The sequence below is a fragment of the Paraburkholderia strydomiana genome, assembly GCF_046030495.1.
GTDB lineage: Bacteria > Pseudomonadota > Gammaproteobacteria > Burkholderiales > Burkholderiaceae > Paraburkholderia > Paraburkholderia strydomiana_A.
Genome location: NZ_JAQQCJ010000013.1, coordinates 167,584 through 187,150, shown reverse-complemented (window position 1 = coordinate 187,150; position 19,567 = coordinate 167,584). Strand labels below are relative to the sequence as shown.

The following is a 19,567-nucleotide window of genomic DNA, read 5'->3' as shown; positions in this document are numbered from 1 at the left end:
GAATCCTAACGCAATAAATGGCGCCATACCGTTGGGGAGCGCAGCGGGTGGCGTGTCCGGCGAGGCGGGCGCGGGGTGTTGCCGGTGTGCCGATCAGCGGGTGTTGGGCGCATGCGGCGGTGGCACGCGAGACCGACCGGCGCGGGGTGTTGCCAGTGTGCCGATCAGCGGGCGTTGGGCGCATGCGCCGGTGACACGCAAGACCGGCGCGGGCGCCACCGGTCTCCCAATCGGCGGGCGCCGGGCGCTGCCGCCAGCGCGGCGCCCGGGCACTCGCCGTTCAGGCTTTCGCGGCGTACTCGCGATCGAGCTGGTCGTACAGCGGCTTGTTGACAAGCCGCTGGCGCTCGCTGAACGGCGCGACGAGCGTCGCGTCCTCGTCGAGGCGGCCGTTGCTCTTCAGGCTGCCGAGCGCGCGCTGCATACCTAGCACCGCCCCCTGCAGCGCCGCGTTCGCATACAGCACGATGCCGTAGCCGAGCGTCGCGAGCGCCTCGCGCGACTGTACCGGCGTCTTGCCGCCGATCACGATGTTGATCAGCTGCGGCTTGTCGAACAGCCCCGGCAGACGTTCGATGTCGGCGAGCGATTCGGTCGCTTCGATAAACAGGATGTCGGCGCCGGCTTCGATGAAGCGATGGCCGCGCTCGATCGCATCCTCGATGCCATGGACCGCCGCCGAGTCGGTGCGCGCCATGATCTGCAGATTGCCGTCTTCGCGGGCATCGACGGCCGCGCGGATCTTGCCGACCATCTCGCTCGTCGCGACCACTTCCTTGCCGGAAAAGTGGCCACATTTCTTCGGCATCACCTGGTCTTCGAACTGGATCACGTCGGCGCCGCTGCGCTCGAGCACGCGTACGGTCTGGCGCACGTTCAGCGCGTTGCCGAAGCCGGTGTCGGCGTCGACGATCAGCGGCAGCGCGACCGCGTCGCGAATCCGCGCCGTGTGTTCGGCGACTTCGGCAAGGCCGATGAAGCCGAGATCGGGCAACCCGAGCGACATGTTGGTGACGCCCGCGCCTGTGATGTAGAGCGCTTCGAAGCCGGCGTCCTCGATCACGCGGGCGCTCATCGCGTTGAAGGCGCCGGGCACGAGCAGGCCCTGGCGCTGGTTGACTTTGGCGCGGAAGGCGGCGCGGCGAGTGGTGGAAGTGATCATGTGAGTGTCTCCGGGAGGAAGGGGGCGGTATACGATGTGGGCAGTATTTTGCAGGAAGCGTGCCATCGGGGGTGAGGTGCGGGTTGTCCTGAGTAATCAACGGGTTGGGCGATGGTGGTGGTTTCGGTTGTTCGTGGCAGAATACGGTGAGCGTTTCCTGAAACGTTTCATGGAACGTTTCAGGACGCCAGCATCCCAACGTCAGGCAGGAGCGCCGCCGTGTCCACTTTCACCTCATCCCTCGTGAATGCCAATCCCGGCCGCCCCGGCGTCGCACTCGTCAGTATCAGCCGGCTGCAGTCGCTTTGCGAGGCAGTCGCGCCGCGCTACGCCGAACGCGCGCGATTCTTCCCGGTCCGCGAAGGCTACGGCGAGGCCGTCACCGCGTTGCAGGCGTACGTGGACGCCGGCTCGGTCGATGTCGTACTGGCCGCCGGATCGAACGGCGCGTATCTGCGCGAGCACCTGAGCGTGCCGGTCGTCATGGTCAAGGTGAACGGTTTCGACGTGTTCAGCGCGATCACCCGCGCCGCCACCACGTGGCCCGGCGCGCGGATCGGGCTCGTGCTGCATGAAACGATCTCGCACGAACTCGCCGACCTGAGCCCGTGGCTGAATGTCGGCCTGAAACAGCGAGCGTACCGCTCGGTCGACGAAGTGCGTTTCGCGGTCGACACCCTCGCCGCTGAAGGTTGCAGCGTGATCATCGGCCCAGGCATGGCTTGCGATCTGGCGCAGCGGGCCGGGATGGAGAGCGTTTTCCTGTACTCGCTCGGCGCGGTCGAAGAGGCGTTCGAGCGCTCCGTCGAGCTGGCGCGCGTGAGCCGGCAGAAGGAATCGAAGCGCGTGCGGCTGAACACGATCGTCGCCCATCTGCGCGACGGCGTCGCCGCCTTCGACGAAGCTGGCCAGCTCGAGGCCGTCAACCCGGCGATGCTCGAACTGCTCGGCCTTGGTACGACGAAGGACGTCTCCTTGGGCGGCGCCCTGAAGCAGATTTCCCGGGGAGGCACCCCGACTGCCGCAAGACATCCCCGCGGTGAAGAAACCCTCCCGGGCGCCTACCCCGACGACCTTCCCGCGCAGATAACCCGCGCCGTCGGCCCGCTGCTGCGCGAAACGCTCGCGCACGACCGGCCGATCGAGGAACGTATCGAGCAGATCGGCGGCCGCGCGCTGATCGTCAACTGCGTGCCGATCGTCGAGCACGGCGTGCGCTCCGGCTCCGTGGTGACGATGCAGGACGCGCTGGTCGCACAGCGGATCGATCGCTCGCTGCGCACCAGTCAGCGGCCGAGCCATCTGGTCGCGCGGCATCAGCTGGACGATCTGATCGGCGGCTCGCCGGCGCTCGAGCGGGTGCGCCGGCTCGCCCGCGCCGGCGCGGCGCACGACGCGACCGTGCTGCTCACCGGCGCGAGCGGCACCGGCAAGGAACTGGTCGCCCAAGGCATCCACAACGCCAGCCGGCGCCGCGGCAATCCGTTCGTCGCGTTCAATTGCGCGGCGCTGCCGGAGGGGCTGATCGAGAGCGAACTGTTCGGCCACGAGGAGGGCGCGTTCACCGGCGCGCGCCGCGGCGGTAAGCCGGGGCTGTTCGAAATCGCCCACACCGGCACGATCTTTCTCGACGAGATCGGCGAAATGCCGGCCGCGCTGCAGAGCCGGCTGTTGCGCGTGTTGCAGGAGCGCGAAGTGATGAAGCTCGGCTCGGGCCGCGCCACGCCGGTCGACGTGCGGGTCATTGCGGCCACCCACCGCGACCTGCACGCGCTGGTCGAGCAGGGCCTGTTTCGGGCGGATTTGTATTTTCGTCTGAACCTGCTTCAGATAGAATTGCCGCCGCTGCGCGAACGGCGCGCCGACATCGCGCAACTGGCGCGGCACTTGTTGAGCCGCAGCGCGCTCCAGTATGGTTTGACGGAGGCGGCGCAGGCGCGGGTGCTGGCGTTTCTCGCGCCGCTTTTCGAGCACTATGCGTGGCCGGGCAATGTGCGGGAGCTGGAGAATCTGCTGGCGCGTGCGGCAATCTATTCCGGCGATACAACCGCGGGCGCGTCGCAGGATTGGCAGGCGGCGTTCCCCGAGTTGGGTAGGATGAAGCCGGCGACGACGGTCCACGCCACCCTGAATGCGCCCCATGTCGCCATTGGAAACAGTTCCGCCCGTGTCACGCCCACTCGCGAGGACGTCCTGAGCGCCCTCGAACGCTCCGGCGGCAATCGCGCCGCGGCAAGCCGGGCGCTCGGAATCGGCCGAACCACCCTTTGGCGACTACTGAAAACTTAGGCCGATAGTCGGTGGTAGAAAAACAAATAGTGTATGACTATCAACATCATTAAAACAATCCGCTTTACCTATTAAGCGTCGTCTGACATACTGACTCTACTTTCCAACCACTCAGAAAGAGGACTCAGCAAATGCCGATCATCAACAGTCAAGTCAAACCGTTCAAGGCTCAGGCTTATCACAACGGCGAATTCAAGACCGTCACTGAAGAAAGCCTGAAGGGCAAGTGGTCGGTTTTCGTTTTCTATCCGGCCGACTTCACGTTTGTTTGCCCGACCGAACTGGGTGACCTGGCCGATCGCTACGCCGATTTCCAGAAGCTCGGCGTCGAAATCTACAGCGTGTCGACCGATACGCACTTCACGCACAAGGCATGGCACGACACGTCGGACACGATCCAGAAGATCAAGTACCCGATGCTCGCCGACCCGACCCTGGCTATCTCGCGCAACTTCGACGTGCTGATCGAAGAAGAAGGTCTGGCACTGCGTGGCACGTTCGTGGTCAACCCGGAAGGCGAGATCAAGCTGTGCGAAATCCATGACAACGGTATCGGCCGTGACGCAAGCGAACTGCTGCGCAAGGTGCAGGCTGCGCAATACATCGCGGCTCACCCGGGTGAAGTTTGCCCCGCCAAGTGGACGCCGGGCGCAGAAACGCTGACCCCGTCGCTCGACCTGATCGGCAAGATCTAAGAAGGTCGCAAGACCTTCCGCAGTCGGCGCCTCGCGGCGCCTGAGCAGCACCTCGGCAGTACCGTGCGAGCCGTTTCATACAGCGGCTCGCGCGTCCCCGGTCCGCACCGGTCCTATCCGGACAGCGTGCGGCACCGGGACACCAACACCCCTCGTCACGGAATCGAATCGCCATGCTTGACGCCAATCTCAAGACTCAGTTGAAAACGTACCTCGAAAAGGTTAGCAGGCCTATCGAGATCGTCGCCTCTCTGGACGACAGCGCAAAATCGCAAGAGCTGCTGGCTTTGCTGAACGATATCGCGACGTTGTCGGAACGCGTGAGCGTGGTCGAACGCCGCGGCGACAGCGAACGCAAGCCGTCGTTTTCGATCGGCGAACCGGGCAAGGAAACGGGTATCCGTTTCGCCGGTATTCCGATGGGGCATGAATTCACGTCGCTCGTCCTCGCACTGCTGCAGGTGGGCGGCCATCCGGTCAAACTCGACGACGCGGTGATCGAACAGATCCGCAATCTCGACGGCGACTATCAATTCGAAACGTATTTCTCGCTGTCATGCCAGAACTGCCCGGAAGTCGTGCAGGCGCTGAATGTGATGGCGCTGATCAACCCGCGCATCCGCCACGTGGCGATCGACGGCGCGCTGTTCCAGAACGAAGTCGAAGCGCGCCAGATCATGGCGGTACCGACCATGTTCATGAACGGTGAAGTGTTCGGCCAGGGTCGCAGCGGCGTGAAGGAAATTCTCGCAAAGCTCGACACCAACGCTGGCGCCCGTGCCGCGAAGGAACTGGAAAAGAAGCCCGTGTTCGACACGCTGATCGTCGGCGGCGGCCCGGCGGGTGCGGCGGCGGCGATTTACTCGGCGCGCAAGGGCATTGCGACGGGTGTCGTGGCGGAACGCTTCGGCGGGCAGGTGCTCGACACGCTCGCGATCGAAAACTTCGTGTCGGTGACCGAAACCGAAGGACCGAAGTTCGCGATGGCGCTCGAACAGCACGTGAAAGCGTATGAAGTGGACATCATGGACGTGCAGCGCGCCGAAGCGCTGATTCCGGGGCGCATCAGCGAAGTGCGTCTGGCCAACGGCGCGGTGCTGAAGGCGAGGACCATCATTCTGGCGACCGGTGCGCGCTGGCGCGAAATCAACGTGCCGGGCGAACGCGAGTATCGCAACCACGGCGTGGCGTATTGCCCGCACTGCGATGGCCCGTTGTTCAAGGGTAAGCGCGTCGCGGTGATCGGCGGCGGCAATTCGGGCGTCGAAGCGGCAATCGACCTCGCGGGCATCGTGCGCGAAGTGACGCTGTTCGAATTCGGCGCGACGCTGCGTGCCGATGAAGTGCTGCAACGCAAGCTGCGCAGCCTCGCCAACGTGACCATCGTCACGCAGGCACAGACGACTGAAATCACCGGCGACGGCAAGAAGGTCAACGGTCTGGTCTACAAGGACCTGAAATCGGGCGAAGTGAAGACGGTCGAACTGGAAGGCGTGTTCGTGCAGATCGGCCTTGTGCCGAACACCGAGTGGCTCAAGGGCACGGTGGAGTTGTCGAAGCACGGCGAGATTGTCGTCGATGCACGCGGTGCGACCTCGGTGCCGGGCGTGTTTGCCGCGGGCGACGTGACCACGGTGCCGTTCAAACAGATCGTGATCGCGGTGGGTGAGGGCGCGAAGGCATCGCTGTCTGCCTTCGATCACCTGATCCGCAACAGCGAAGAAGTCGAAGCGGTCAGCGAGACGGAAGCCGAAGCAACGGTTTGATGCAGTCAGTGTGAGTGGTGAGCGGCGGCCTGCGGGCCGCCGTTTTCGTTTGTGCATGCGGCGTGGCTCGCGCGAATACGCAGCTTGCAGTTTGCCTCGAACGTATGGCAAAGAAAAGCCGCCCGACATTCTGTCGGGCGGCTTTTTCAGCGGCGTACAGGAAGGCCTTGCGTTACTATCGCCGGTCGATCGAATACTTGCCGGCGCCGGTCACGCACAACAAAAGCAGCCCACCGATGATGCTGATGTTCTTATAGAAGTGAATCATGTTGTCGTACTGCATCGCGCCGGTCATGTTCCAGTAGTGATGGCCGATGATGGCGGCGCCCAGGGTGTAAACCGCGAGCAGCAGGGCGAGCGGTCGCGTAAAAAATCCGACTAGCAGCGCGATGCCAACGCCAAGCTCCATCACCACCGCGATGATCGCCGACAGCTCGGGCACGGGCGCGCCGCTCGACGTCATATAAGCGACGGTGCCGGAGAAGCCCGTGAGCTTCGACCAGCCGAACATCACGAACAGCACCATCAACAGGATGCGGGCGACGAGAATGATCGCGTCTTTCTGGTTTTCAAATAAGGTATAGCGCATGATTTTCCCGAGAGGGTAGAGAAGTCTGGTTCGCCGCCTGTCGTTGTGCGGCGAACCACGTTCAAACGGCCGGGCAGTCCACGCTTCAGGCCCACAACGCCGATGTTTCGATGTTCCGCAGATCGAACACCAGTACTTCCGCGTCATGACCTTGTGCAAAGGTCAGCGCTTCTTCGCCGCGCACTCGCGCGCCGTCACCTTCACCGAGCTCGACTCCGTTCACCGTGACACTGCCGCGCGCCACGTGGATGTACGCGTATCGATCGCTGGCCAGTTCGAGCCGCGCCGTTTCCGCGCCGTCGAACAGTCCGGCGTACACCCGCGCATCCTGCTGCAGCGCCAGCGAACCGTCCGCGCCGTCCGGCGACATCACGAGGCGCAACACACCGCGCTTCTCGTCCGCATTGAAATGCCGCTGCTGATAACGCGGCGCCGTGCCCTTGTCGGCGGGGGCGATCCAGATTTGCAGGAAGTGCACCGGCTCGCTCTTCGAATGGTTGTATTCGCTGTGCGCCACGCCGGTTCCCGCGCTCATCACCTGGATATCACCGGGGACGATTACCGAGCCGGTGCCCATCGTGTCCTTATGCTCGAGCGCGCCTTCCAGTACGTACGAAAAGATCTCCATGTCGCGGTGCGGATGCTTGCCGAAGCCTTGGGCCGGGGCGACACGGTCATCGTTGATCACGAGCAGGTCGGAAAAGCCATTCTGCTTCGGATCGTGATAGTGCGCGAAGGAAAATGTGTGCCGCGAGCTGAGCCAGCCATGTTCTGCACGGCCACGCTGATTGGCTTGTCTGATTTCGAGCATCTTTTTCTCCTTTGGGTTGTGCGATCCGGGCCAGTTGTTTGTCCGCGATCCATGAATGAGAGTGTAGGTCAAGCTGGATAGTTATAATCGTCTAGAAATCGGAAACACTGTCACCACGGAGTGGACAATAGAATGCAACTCGACGACATGCGAATCTTCGTCGCCACGGTCGACGCGCGTAACTTCACCGCCGCTGCCAGCCGGCTGTCGCTGTCGAAGCAGTTCGTCAGCCGCCGGGTAATGGCGCTGGAAGAGGCGCTCGGCGTTCCATTGCTGATCCGCAATACGCGCAAGCTGGCCGTGACCGAACTAGGGCAGGAGTTTTACGAACGCGCCAGACGCATCCTCGGTGAAGTGGAGGACGCCGAGCAGGCCATGTCGCTGCGCCGCGCCGGGCCGCGCGGACTGCTGCGCGTGAGCGCGCCGATGTCGTTCGGCATGATGCATCTGTCGCCGCTGGTGGCGATGTTCCTGCGCGAGCACGGCGAGGTGCGCTTCGACATGGAGTTGAGCGACCGCACCGTCGACGTGGTGGGCGAGGGCTTCGACATGGCGATCCGCATCGGCACACTGGCCGATTCCACGCTGGTCGCGCAAAAGCTCGTCGACGTCCGGCTGGTGGCGTGTTGCAGTCCCGGGTACGTGCGCCGGCGCGGCGCGCCCGCCGTGCCGGCGGATCTGCAACGCCATGCATGCCTGTTATACGGTCATGGCGGCGTGGTCAGTTGGGACTTCGTGGTCGACGGCGTGGTGAAGGGCGTCGAAGTGCGTGGACCTTTGCGGGCCAACAATGGCGATCTGATTCGCGACGCGGCGGTGGCCGGCCTGGGAATTGTTCGGCTTCCTGATTTTATCGTCGCCGATGCGCTCAGGAGCGGTCAGCTCGTGCCGGTCCTCGAAGCGTTCCTGCCTGCTGCGACCAGCGTGTATGCGGTGTATCCGCAGCATCGGCAAAGCTCGGTCACGATTCGGGCTTTCGTGGAATTCCTGCGCAAGCATTTGCAGAAGACGCTGGCGGCGTGACGGGGGGGACATGGGGCTCCGCGCTTGCCGCCCCCAGCCGTTCGCCGCAACACGCCCCCGTCCCGCGCTCCTGCCCGCTTACCCGTTGCGGAAAATAAAGCTATACCCGTTCAACGCCGGCACACCGCCCAAATGCGCGTACAACACGCGTGAGCCTTCCGGAAATTCCCCATTGCGCACCATGTCGATCATGCCGTGCATCGACTTGCCCTCATACACCGGATCGGTCAGCACACCTTCGAGCCGCGCGCACAAGCGAATTGCCTCCAGCGTGCCCTCATTCGGTAAGCCGTATTCCGGACCGCCGAAGCGCTCGTCGAGCACCACGTCCTTCGCGGTGATGTCCCGGCCGAGGTCGACCTGTTCCGCGGTCTGTTTCGCGATCCGCATGATCTGCTCGCGGGTCTGCGCGGGTTTCGCCGACGCATCGATGCCGATCACGCGCTCGGCGCGGCCGTCGGCGGCAAAGCCCACCACCATGCCGGCCTGCGTGCTGCCCGTCACCGAGCACACGACGATGTAGTCGAACCTGAACCCCAGTTCGGCTTCCTGCTGCCGCACTTCTTCCGCGAAGCCGACGAAACCGAGGCCGCCCAGCGGATGATCGGAGCAGCCGGCCGGAATCGCGTACGGCTTGCCGCCGGCGGCGCGCACGCTTTCCAGCGCGTCCTCCCAGCTTTTGCGAAAGCCGATGTCGAAACCGTCGCTCACCAGCCGGACGTCGGCGCCCAGAATGCGCGACATCTGGATGTTGCCGACGCGGTCATAGACCGCATCCGAGTAGTTGACCCAGTTCTCCTGCACGAGCACGCATTTCATACCCAGATGCGCGGCGACCGCGGCCACCTGGCGGGTCTGGTTCGACTGGATCCCGCCGATCGACACCAGCGTGTCGCAACCCTGCGCCAGCGCCTCGGGAATCAGGTATTCGAGCTTGCGCGTCTTGTTGCCGCCGAACGCAAAGCCGCTGTTGCAGTCCTCGCGCTTCGCGTACAGATGCACCTTGCCGCCGAGGTGCTCGCTCAGGCGTTTGAGCGGCTGGATCGGCGTCGGTCCAAAGGTGAGCGGGTAGCGGGGAAATCGTTGCAGGTTCATGGCAGCTCCGTGGTCATTGGGTTGTCGACGCGACCGGCAGGCCGCGTCGCGTTGAATCAATGGTAGGGAAAAGCGGATGAAATGAGCTTGCGAAAAAATTCGCCTCGACGTAATTTTGAAAATATCAGATCCGAAGTTGGATAATAAAAATTCGTACAGGACGCTATGAACGCAACAAAAATTCGCACGGCATCGAAGCCGGCCAGCGCCTCCGCTGGGTACACCGATCCGCTTCAGGCGCTCGACCGCATCGATCGCGCGATCCTGCGGCAGTTGCAAACCGACGCGTCCATTTCCAACGTCGCGCTGGCCGCGAAGGTCAAGCTGAGTGCGCCGGCCTGCTTGCGGCGCGTCGAGCGGCTGAAGGAGTCGGGGCTGATTCGCGGGGTGGTCGCGTTGATCGACCCGAAGGCGGCCGGTGCGGGGATGCTGGTGATCATCGGCGTGGTGCTGGATCGCTCCACGCCGGAATCGTTTGCCGCGTTCGAGAAAGCCGCGCAGAAGGTGCCCGGCTGCATGGAGTGCCACGTCGTGACCGGCGAATTCGACTATTTCATGACGGTGCGCACGCGCGACAGCGACAGCTTCAATCGCCTGCACGCGGAGCAATTGCTTTATCTGCCGGGCGTGAGGCAAATCCGCTCTTTCATGGTGCTCAAGGAAATCCTCTCGACCACCCGATTTCCGCTGTGACGCGAGCCGTTGCGTCCACGCTGGTCCGGTTTCCGGTTTCCGGTTTCCGGTTTCCGGTTTCCGGTTTCCGGGCGGCGACGGCGGCCGGTGCGGGAAGACTTCGCCGGCATGATCGTCCGCATTGAGATTGCCGGACCCACCTCGTCGCCGACTGTCCCTCAGCTGATTCGAGTCCGCTTCCTACCGATGTGGCGCGTATTTTGCACATCTGTGTCGGTCGGCATATCTTTCTCATGAACCGGTTCATACACAAGCCCGCGTGGGCGGCTTTCGGGCCGCACGGGCCGTGAAGCCTGGCCGGGTAGTGCGTGCCGATCCTGGAAAAATTACATGCCGTAAAGTCATTGCGCGGCAGTCGCCCGTTGCTTTTATCCATTGTGGACCTCGGGCGAGAACATAACCCCTTTCGCTATACGCGTGATCGGAGGCTCCTGGTGTTGAACAGCCGTAGAAAGCGGAGCGGCAAGCTTCGCAATAAACACATAAGCATCGCGGCAACGTCTGTGGTCGCCGTGACACTCGGCGGCATTGCCTTCCTGCCGGGCTCGGCGTCGGCGCAGACGCCCTCACCATTGGGCGAGTGGCAGTACTCGGTCGGCATTCCATTGCAGAAGATGTACCAGCCGAACATTCCCGACTGGCAGGTGCGTGTCGGTGTGGCGACTTCGTTCCAGCCGCGCTTCGAGGGCTCGGCCCGCTATCACGTCGTGGCCGGACCGAGTATCGACGTGCGTTACAAGGACCTGTTCTTCCTGTCGAGCGGCGAAGGGTTCGGGGTCAACGTCGCACAGGGCGAGAACTGGCGCGTGAGTCTGGCCGCCGTCTACGACCTCGGACGTCGCGGGCGCGACGATCCCCAGGAGCTGAACGGACTCGGCAACATCAACTTCGCGCCCGGCGTCAAACTGGCGGGCGAATACGTGGTGTCGAAGGACTTCCCGCTCGTATTGCGCGCGGACATCCGGCGCTATTTCGGCGGCTCGAATGGCTGGATCGGCGACTTCGGCGCCTATATGCCGATGCCGGGCAGTTCGAAGACGTTCTTCTGGTTCGCCGGTCCGAACGTGTCGGTCGCAGACTCCACGTACATGAACAGCTGGTTCGGGGTCAACCAGCAGCAGGCGGCGAACTCGCAGTTTTCGCAATACCACGCGAGTGCGGGCGTCAAGTCGGTGGGCTTCGGCGTGAGCGCGGTGTGGCTGTTCAACAAGCACTGGTTCGCGACGGCGGACGGCGCATTCCAGCAACTGGTCGGCAGCGCCGGCAACAGCCCGGTCACGCGCAGCAGGGCCAATGGCGTGGCCGACATTTCGATCAACTACCGCTTCTGACGCAACGTTTCGACGCTCGCGGGAAGGGACGGCGGCGCGGGTTCGCCGTTGCCGTTCCTTCCTCGCTGCGAAAGATTGAAGATGCTCTCGGGTACATCGATTGCTGCTTGCTTGTTTGCGCGTGAGACCGGCCTTTCGCCGGCGCGCCCGAACACAAGGAGCACATCCCCATGGCAGGTAAAACGAACACGCGGACGGCGGCGGCGGCAAGCGCACAGGCGAACGATCCGAAATCGAAAGACCTCGAACAGTTTCGAGTGAGTCCGGACGGCCAGGCGCTGCGAACCAATCAGGGCGTCAAGATCGCCGACAATCAGAACACGCTGCGAGCCGGCCCGCGCGGCCCCTCGCTGCTGGAAGACTTCATCATGCGTGAGAAGATCACGCACTTCGACCACGAACGCATTCCCGAGCGCATCGTGCATGCACGCGGCTCCGCCGCGCACGGCGTGTTTCAGGTGTACGAGTCGCTGAGCGAGTACACCAAGGCCGCGTTCCTGCAGGACCCGTCCGTGAAAACGCCGGTCTATGTGCGCTTTTCGACGGTGCAGGGTCCGCGCGGTTCAGCCGACACCGTGCGCGACGTGCGCGGCTTCGCGGTGAAGTTCTACACGCAGGAAGGTAATTACGATCTGGTCGGCAACAACATGCCGGTGTTTTTCATCCAGGACGCGATCAAGTTTCCGGACTTCGTGCACGCGGTGAAACCGGAAGCACCGAACGAGATGCCGACCGGCGGTTCCGCGCACGATACCTTCTGGGACTTCGTGTCGCTCGTGCCCGAGTCCGCGCACATGGTGCTGTGGACCATGTCGGATCGTGCGATTCCGCGCAGCCTGCGCACGATGGAGGGCTTCGGCATCCACACGTTCCGCTTCGTCAATGCGCAGGGCAAGGGGCGCTTCGTCAAATTCCACTGGCGCCCGGTGCTGGGCTCGTACTCGCTGTTGTGGGACGAGGCGCAGAAACTCGCGGGCAAGGACCCGGATTTTCATCGGCGCGATTTGTGGGAAGCAATCGGGCGGGGCGATTTCCCCGAGTTCGAACTCGGCGTGCAGATCGTCGAGGAAGAAGACGAACACAAGTTCGACTTCGATCTGCTCGATCCGACCAAGCTGATTCCGGAAGAACTGGTACCGGTGAAGATCGTCGGCAAGATGACGCTCAATCGCAATCCCGACAACTTCTTCGCCGAGACCGAACAGGTCGCGTTCCATCCGGGCCATGTCGTGCCGGGCATCGATTTCTCCAACGATCCGCTGCTGCAAGGCCGCCTGTTCTCGTACACGGATACGCAGATCAGCCGCCTCGGCGGTCCGAACTTCCACGAGATTCCGATCAACCGGCCGGTGTGCCCGTTCAACAACAACCAGCGCGATGCGATGCACCGCCAGGCGATCAATGTCGGACAGGCGTCGTACGAGCCGAACTCGGTGAGCGGCGGCTGGCCGAAGGAAACCGATCCGGCGCCCTCGGACGGCGGATTCGAAAGCTATCAGGAGCGCGTGGAAGGCACCAAGATCCGCGTGCGCAGCGAATCGTTCGCCGATCATTTCTCGCAGGCTGCGCTGTTTTACAACAGCATGTCCCAGCCCGAGAAAGACCATATCGCCGCCGCGTATCAGTTCGAACTCGGCAAGGTGACGAAGCCGGAGATTCGCGCGCGCGTGGTCAACGAGATTCTCGCCAACTTCGATGCGGGGCTGGCGGCGACGGTCGCCGAAGGTCTGGGTCTGCCCGCGCCGAAAAAGGGCACGGCGAAGCTTTCCGGTCCTAAGGAATCGCCGGCGCTGAGTCTGCTCAATCGCGTGAAGCCGGGTATCAAGACACGCAAGATCGCGTTGCTGGCCGCGCCGGGTTCCGATGGCGGCGCGATCAGGAAGCTTCAGCAGGCGCTGCAAGGCGAGGGCGCGGCGCCCATGTTGATAGCGCCGACGCTTGCTGCGATCGACGGTCTCGCGCCGGACGCGACGATCGCCGGTTTGCCGTCGATCATGTTCGATGCGGTGATCGTCGTGGGTGGCGACGCGGGCGCGAAGGCGCTGGCACAATCGGGCGATGCGCGGCATTTCGTGCTCGAAGCGTTCAAGCACCTGAAGGCGATCGCGGCGCTCGGCGCGGGGCGTGACGTGCTGGCCGCGGCGCATTTGCCCGACCACGCGGACGGCGTCGTGACCGGGGACGACAAGCAGGTCGCCGACGTGCTGAAGGCTTTCATCAAGGCGGCCGAGCAGCATCGCGTGTGGTCGCGTGCGGCGCAGGCGGAGACGGTGCCTGCGTAGGAGGGGCGGCGAGTGATCATCCGAGGCCCGCGTGAGCGGACTGCTCATCGAGGTATCAGCAAAAATGGCCGGTTAACACCGGCCATTTTTTGCGCGTGTAGCAATGCGTATGCAGTCATTGCAGCACCGGGGCAGCGGCGCGAAGTCTACGGGCTCACCCGCGTGCCATGCAACCGATGCGTGTTCTTCGGCGCCGCCGCAGCGGACGCGGCCGCCGCCGACACACCGGCCGGTCCTTCGGGAATATCGCTCGGGCGGGAGGCCTGAACGGTCTGCGGATAGAGCACGAGTAACGCGCGCAATACACCGTTGGTCCAGCCGAAACCATCCTGCAACGGATATTCACCGCCGCCCGCGGCGACGCCCGGCGTAGCCGCATCGACATCGTATTTCTCGACGAGCTTGCCGGTGTGCTGGTAGTACGCGACGTTGGTTCTGATCCAGCGCGTCGCGATGGTCTGCGCGAGCGCCGGTTCGCTATAGCGCCGCAGGCCGATCACCGCCAGATACTGCAACGGCGCCCAGCCATTGGGCGCGTCCCATTGCTGGCCGCTATTCACCTGGGTGGTCGCGAGGCCGCCCGGCCGCAGCAGTTCCCGCTGCATGGTCGCGGCGACGGTCTTCGCCTGCTGGCGGCTGGCTACACCCGTATATAACGGATACACCGTCGCGGCGGTGAGCCTGTGCGTCAGCGTGCGATGCTCGAAGTCGTAATCGCCGAACGCTTGCAACTGCGGGTCCCACAACACGCGGCGAATCGTGTCGGCGCGCGTCGCGGCGCGCCGCTCCATGTTCTCCGCATGCGTGACGTCGCCGCGCAGCCGGTATGCCTTCGCGAGCGTGCGCTCCAGATCGACGAGCAGACAGTTCAGATCGACCGGCACGAGCGACGTCACGTCCACGGTGGCGAGCGTCTTGCCGTCGGCGAACCAGCGCGAGCTGAAATCCCAGCCTGTTTCGCCGCCCGCGCGCAGATTGCGCCACAACTGCGCGGAGTCTCGCTGCGGCGTCTGCTGCGCGGTAAGCACGTCTTCACGATACGATTCGTCGCGCGGCGCCGCGCGTTCGTCCCAATAGCGGTTGAGCAACGTGCCATCCACAAGCCGCACCACGTGCCGGTTGGCCTGACCTGCGGGCAGGCCGTCGCTGCCGTTCATCCAGTACGCGTATTCGCGCTGCAACTCGGGCAGGTATTGCACGTAGACGCCGTCGCCGTCCTTGTCCGCGACGAGCCGCACCATCTGCGCGAAGAACGGCGGTTGCGAGCGGCTCAGGTAATACGTGCGGTTGCCGTTCGGGATATGCCCGTACCGGTCGATCAGCGTGGCGAAGTTCTTCAGTTCGTCGACAACCAGTTCATGCTGGCCGCTCTGTTCGAGCCCGAGCATGATGAAGTACGAGTCCCAGTAATAGATCTCGTCGAAGCGGTCGCCCGGCACAATGTACGCATGCGGCAACGGCAGTAGCGACGACCACGGACTCGCGGTCGCGTCCGGTTCGCGGCGCAACACGTTCCACAGCGTATCGATATGGCCGACCACATCCTGATTCGGATCGGAGACGTACGTCTTCGCGGTGCGGGAGGGCAGCGTGAAGTTGCGCTTCACGAAGTCGGCGAGACTGAAGTTCGGCTGCTGCTTCGCGGTGTCGTACGTGGCGGCGATCTGCGCGGGCGCCACGAGCGGCACCATGTCCGCGAAAGTCTTGCTGTCGGGAAAGAGATGCGCGAGTTGCACGTCGCGATATAACGCGGCGTACTGCTCGGAGGGCGGCACTGGATCCACAGGCGACGCCTGGCTAGGCGGCTCGACATGCACCGCAACCGTGGCCACGCTGACGGGTGCCGCTTCCACGGAAGCCGGGGTCGGAGCCGACGCGGCGAGCGAGGCATGCCACACGAGCGACGCGGCGAGAGCGCAACGCAGCGAAGCGAGGGGAAGAGCGAGGTGGGCAGAGGGCATCGGCGAATGAATGAAAAAGTGGCAGGCCTTGAACGGTCGTGATAAAGCGGCCTTCATCGCACGATTGACCCGCGCGCGCCACGCAAAGTTGCGTTCGTCGTCAGGAGCCCCGTCCAGCAGGCCTGAGCGAGCCTATGAGCATCTCAAAAACAGTCGTCGTCCTGTATGATGACTGCCGTTGTATCGCTGCAAAACCACCGCGCAAAAAACCCGAAAAAAATTCCGGATCACGTCGATTCGTTATGCCGAAGACAGAAAAAATGACCGCATCGCAGGCCGTCGACCAGAACCGTTTTCGCAACATCATCCGCCGCAATATCGCATTGCCTTTGGGTGTCGGCCTCGTCACGATGGCGGTCTTCGCTGGGCTGATCGCGTATCTCGTCTCCACGATGAACTGGGCCGAGCACTCCGAGCGCGTGATCGGGCAGGCCAACGACATCTTGCGCCTCGCGGTCGATCGCGAATCGTCGATGCGAGGCTTCCTGATCACGGGCGACGAAGCCTTTCTCTCGCCCTACGAAACCGGCGGCCCCAAGTTCAAGACGCAGGTCGAAGCGCTGCAGCAACTGGTGGCCGACAATCCCGCGCAAGTCGAAAGACTCAAGCAGATCCAGGCGATCCAGCAGCGCTGGAGCCGCTTTGCCGAAGACATGATCGATGCGCGCCGGCGCAATCAGGATTATGAAGCCGCGGTGGCAAGCGGGCGCGGCAAGATCGAGTTCGACGAAACACGCCGTGAATTCAGCGATTTTCTCGATGTCGAATTGCGCCTGCGCCAGGAGCGCGCCGACGCGACGCGCCGCGTCACGACCACACTGGTAAGCGTGTTCCTGCTGTTCAGCCTGAGCGTGAGCGCGCTGCTCGCCTGGATGGGCCGGCGCGAACTGATGGGCCTGTCCGCCACTTACGACGGCGCGCTGCGTCAGCAGGCCGAGCAGACCGAAGAATTGCAGGAACAGGTGTGGCTGCGTTCCGGGCAGCGTTTGCTCGCGGAAAAAGTCGTCGGCCAGGCGAGCCCGCCGCTGGTGGGCCGCGCGGTGCTCGATTTCCTCGCGCAGTATCTGGACGCCGTCGTCGGCGCGCTCTATGTGCGCGACAAACAGCACGGCACGCTGCGCCGCATCGCCGCGTATGGCTTCAGCCGCGAAAGCGAGCAGGGCGCCGCGCGCAATTTCGAGGAAGGCGAAACGCTGGTCGGCCAGGCGTCGCTCGCGCGCCGCACGCTCATTCTGCGCGACGTGCCCGCGAATTACGTGCAGGTAGTGTCCGCCACCGGCAAGAGCGCGCCGAAGAACCTGCTGATCATGCCGGTCGTCAACGACGGCCAGGTCAACGGCGTGATCGAACTCGGCTTCATCCGCGAACTGACGCAGCGCGACCAGAGCTTCATGGAGCTGGTCGGCAACAGCATCGGCGACTTCGTCGAAGCCGCGTTGTACCGCGAACGGCTGCAGGACGCGCTCGTCGAGACGCAGCAGTTGAACGAAGAGTTGCAGGTGCAGCAGGAAGAACTGCGCGTCTCCAACGAAGGACTCGAAGAGCGCGGCCGCGCGTTGATGGAATCGCAAACGCGCCTCGAAGCGCAGCAGGCCGAACTCGAGCAGACCAATGTGCAACTCGAGGAATATGCGCAGCGTCTGGAGCGGCAGAAGTCGGACCTGCTGCGCGCGCAGGACGATCTCGCGGCCAACGCGGAACGCCTCGAACAGTCGAGCCGCTACAAGTCCGAGTTTCTCGCCAACATGTCGCACGAGTTGCGCACGCCGCTGAACAGTTCGCTGATCCTCGCCAAGCTGCTGCAGCAGAACCGCACCGGCAATCTGACCGAGGAGCAGGTGCGTTACGCAGAGACCATTCATGCGTCCAACAGCGATCTGCTGGTGCTGATCAACGACATCCTCGACCTGTCGAAGGTCGAAGCGGGTCAGGTGACGGTCGAACTCGAAACGGTCTCGATCGACGCGACGCTGCAGTCGCTCGAAGAAATGTTCAAGCCGCTGGCCGGCGCGAAGCATCTGCACCTCGTGTTCGACCGCTTGCCGGGCACGCCGGACACGTTCATCACGGACGGCCAGCGCGTCACGCAGATTCTGCGCAACCTGCTGTCGAACGCGGTGAAGTTCACCGAGCGCGGCGAGGTGGCGCTCTCGGTGGCGCCGGCCGAAGGCGAGCGGTTGCGCATCGACGTGCGCGATTCCGGTATCGGCATCGCGGGCGACAAGCTGGACATGATCTTCGAAGCGTTCCAGCAGGCCGACGGATCGACCAGCCGTCAATATGGCGGAAGCGGGCTGGGCCTGTCGATCTCGCGCGAGTTTGCGCAGTTGCTCGGCGGCCGTGTCACCGTCGCGAGCGAAGTGGGCAAGGGCAGTGTGTTCACGCTGTGGCTGCCGCTCGATGCGCAAGCGGCGTTGGCGGAAGGCCACGGGGCGGGGGCGTTCGCTTCGGCTCAGACACATGGACATGCATCCACACGTGCGGCCGAAGCGGCAAGCACCACAGCCACTGCGGCCACCGCGGCGGAGCCGCTACCGGTCCATACGCCGTCGAGCAGCGTTCAAACGGCAGTGATCTCGCCGGCCAACGGCCTCTTCGCAGGCAACACGCCGGAGACCGCCGGCGGCTCGATCGCCGACGATCGAGATAACCGCACGCGCCCCGGCCGGCTGATCGTCGGCGTCGAGGACGATCTCGCGTTCGCCGAAATCCTGCGCGATCTCACGCATGAACTCGACTTCGATTTCGTCCACGCGAGCGATGCGGCGAGCGGCCTCGCGCTGGTGCGCGACATGCTCCCGGCTGCGGTGCTGCTCGACGTCGGCCTGCCGGACCGTTCCGGCCTGACCGTGCTGGAGTGGCTGAAGAACGATCCGCTCACGCGCCATATTCCGATTCATATCGTCTCGGCCACCGACCACGCCGACAAGGCGCTGCACCTCGGCGCGATCGGCTATACGCTCAAGCCGACTGCGCGCACCACGATGGAAGCCGCGATCCGCCGTCTCGAAGCGCGTTTGCAGCAGCGCCTCAAACGCGTGCTGGTGATCGAAGACGACGCGCCGATGCGCGAGAGCATCCGCGCGCTGCTGCAAAGCGAGAACACCGAAATCGTCGCGGTTGCGACGCTCGCGGAGGCGCTCGACTATCTGGCGAAGTTCACGTTCGACTGCGTCGTGACCGATCTCGCGCTGCCCGACGGCACCGGCTACGACCTGCTCGAGCGGCTTGCCGCGAACACCGCGCATGCGACGCTGCCGGTCATCGTCTACACGGGCCGCATGCTGTCCGACGACGAAGAGCACCGTCTGCGCCGCTATTCGAAGTCGATCATCATCAAGGGTGCGAAGTCGCCCGAGCGTCTGCTCGATGAAGTCACGCTGTTCCTGCACAGCGTCGAGTCATCGCTCGCGCCCGAGCAGCAGCGCATGCTGCGCACGGTGCGCCAGCGCGATAACGCGTTCGAAGGCCGCACGATCCTGCTGGCCGAAGACGACGTGCGCAATATCTTCGCGCTTTCACACGTGCTGGAGCCGCTTGGCGCGAAGCTGCAGATCGCGCGCAACGGACGCGAAGCGCTCGACGCGCTCGAAAACGGCCCCGAAGTGCATCTGATCCTGATGGATGTCATGATGCCCGAGATGGATGGTTTGACCGCGATGGGCGAGATTCGCCGTAATCCGCGTTTCGCGCATCTGCCGATCATCGCGCTGACCGCGAAGGCAATGGCCAACGATCGCACGCGCTGCCTCGAAGCCGGCGCTGACGACTACGTGTCCAAGCCGATCGACGTCGACAAGCTGGTCGCGCTATGCCGCGTCTGGTTGCGGCAACGGTAGTGGAGGAGAGCCAGTGGACAGCGGGATCACG

At 63.8% G+C, this 19,567-nt stretch carries 13 protein-coding genes; 8 read left to right on the top strand and 5 right to left on the bottom strand.

Annotated elements, in window-relative coordinates; translation table 11 throughout:
- Positions 1–280: 280 nt before the first annotated feature.
- Positions 281–1,162 carry an isocitrate lyase/PEP mutase family protein gene (locus PQQ53_RS19035; RefSeq protein WP_408325291.1) on the bottom strand — a complete coding sequence of 294 codons (882 nt, stop codon included), beginning with the start codon at positions 1,160–1,162 and terminating at the stop codon, positions 281–283.
- Between the two features lie 219 nt (positions 1,163–1,381).
- Between PQQ53_RS19035 and prpR the strand changes: the two genes are divergently transcribed.
- The 3 genes from prpR (at position 1,382) to ahpF (ending at position 5,912) form a co-directional block, all read left to right on the top strand.
- Positions 1,382–3,451: a propionate catabolism operon regulatory protein PrpR gene (prpR, locus tag PQQ53_RS19030; RefSeq protein ID WP_408325289.1), complete on the top strand. Its 2,070-nt coding sequence runs from the start codon at positions 1,382–1,384 to the stop codon at positions 3,449–3,451.
- A gap of 131 nt (positions 3,452–3,582) precedes the next feature.
- A complete protein-coding gene (ahpC, locus tag PQQ53_RS19025; RefSeq protein WP_408144954.1) occupies positions 3,583–4,146 on the top strand; it encodes an alkyl hydroperoxide reductase subunit C in 564 nt (187 codons plus the stop codon).
- 173 nt (positions 4,147–4,319) lie between these two features.
- Positions 4,320–5,912, top strand: a complete 1,593-nt coding sequence (gene ahpF / locus PQQ53_RS19020) for an alkyl hydroperoxide reductase subunit F (protein ID WP_408144956.1) — start codon at positions 4,320–4,322, stop codon at positions 5,910–5,912.
- 175 nt (positions 5,913–6,087) lie between these two features.
- On the opposite strand, the gene PQQ53_RS19015 is transcribed toward ahpF, so the two are convergent.
- Both PQQ53_RS19015 and PQQ53_RS19010 read right to left on the bottom strand, forming a co-directional pair.
- Positions 6,088–6,501 carry a DoxX family protein gene (locus PQQ53_RS19015; RefSeq protein WP_408153243.1) on the bottom strand — a complete coding sequence of 138 codons (414 nt, stop codon included), beginning with the start codon at positions 6,499–6,501 and terminating at the stop codon, positions 6,088–6,090.
- An 85-nt stretch (positions 6,502–6,586) separates the two neighbouring features.
- Positions 6,587–7,312 carry a pirin family protein gene (locus tag PQQ53_RS19010; RefSeq protein WP_408325286.1) on the bottom strand — a complete coding sequence of 242 codons (726 nt, stop codon included), beginning with the start codon at positions 7,310–7,312 and terminating at the stop codon, positions 6,587–6,589.
- 132 nt (positions 7,313–7,444) lie between these two features.
- Here PQQ53_RS19010 and PQQ53_RS19005 point away from each other — a divergent pair, with 132 nt between their 5' ends.
- The gene (locus PQQ53_RS19005; RefSeq protein ID WP_408153245.1) at positions 7,445–8,335 is read left to right on the top strand and encodes a LysR family transcriptional regulator; all 891 of its coding nucleotides are present in this window, start codon (positions 7,445–7,447) and stop codon (positions 8,333–8,335) included.
- A 78-nt stretch (positions 8,336–8,413) separates the two neighbouring features.
- On the opposite strand, the gene PQQ53_RS19000 is transcribed toward PQQ53_RS19005, so the two are convergent.
- The gene (locus PQQ53_RS19000) at positions 8,414–9,430 is read right to left on the bottom strand and encodes a 1-aminocyclopropane-1-carboxylate deaminase (protein ID WP_408325284.1); all 1,017 of its coding nucleotides are present in this window, start codon (positions 9,428–9,430) and stop codon (positions 8,414–8,416) included.
- A gap of 165 nt (positions 9,431–9,595) precedes the next feature.
- On the opposite strand from PQQ53_RS19000, the gene PQQ53_RS18995 reads away from it, so the two are divergent.
- The 3 genes from PQQ53_RS18995 to katE all read left to right on the top strand — a co-directional run bounded on the left by PQQ53_RS18995 (position 9,596) and on the right by katE (position 13,736).
- Positions 9,596–10,123 carry an Lrp/AsnC family transcriptional regulator gene (locus tag PQQ53_RS18995; RefSeq protein ID WP_408325281.1) on the top strand — a complete coding sequence of 176 codons (528 nt, stop codon included), beginning with the start codon at positions 9,596–9,598 and terminating at the stop codon, positions 10,121–10,123.
- Positions 10,124–10,557: 434 nt separating this feature from the next.
- Positions 10,558–11,454: a MipA/OmpV family protein gene (locus PQQ53_RS18990; RefSeq protein ID WP_408144968.1), complete on the top strand. Its 897-nt coding sequence runs from the start codon at positions 10,558–10,560 to the stop codon at positions 11,452–11,454.
- Positions 11,455–11,624: 170 nt separating this feature from the next.
- Entirely contained in the window at positions 11,625–13,736 is a 2,112-nt protein-coding gene (katE, locus tag PQQ53_RS18985; protein ID WP_408325278.1) for a catalase HPII, read from the top strand.
- A gap of 146 nt (positions 13,737–13,882) precedes the next feature.
- On the opposite strand, the gene treF is transcribed toward katE, so the two are convergent.
- Positions 13,883–15,697, bottom strand: coding sequence for an alpha,alpha-trehalase TreF (treF, locus tag PQQ53_RS18980; RefSeq protein WP_408144971.1), 1,815 nt, complete (start codon positions 15,695–15,697; stop codon positions 13,883–13,885).
- 260 nt (positions 15,698–15,957) lie between these two features.
- Here treF and PQQ53_RS18975 point away from each other — a divergent pair, with 260 nt between their 5' ends.
- Positions 15,958–19,536 (top strand): response regulator, encoded by a 3,579-nt coding sequence (locus tag PQQ53_RS18975; RefSeq protein WP_408144973.1) that lies wholly within the window; start codon positions 15,958–15,960, stop codon positions 19,534–19,536.
- The last annotated feature ends 31 nt before the right edge of the window (positions 19,537–19,567 follow it).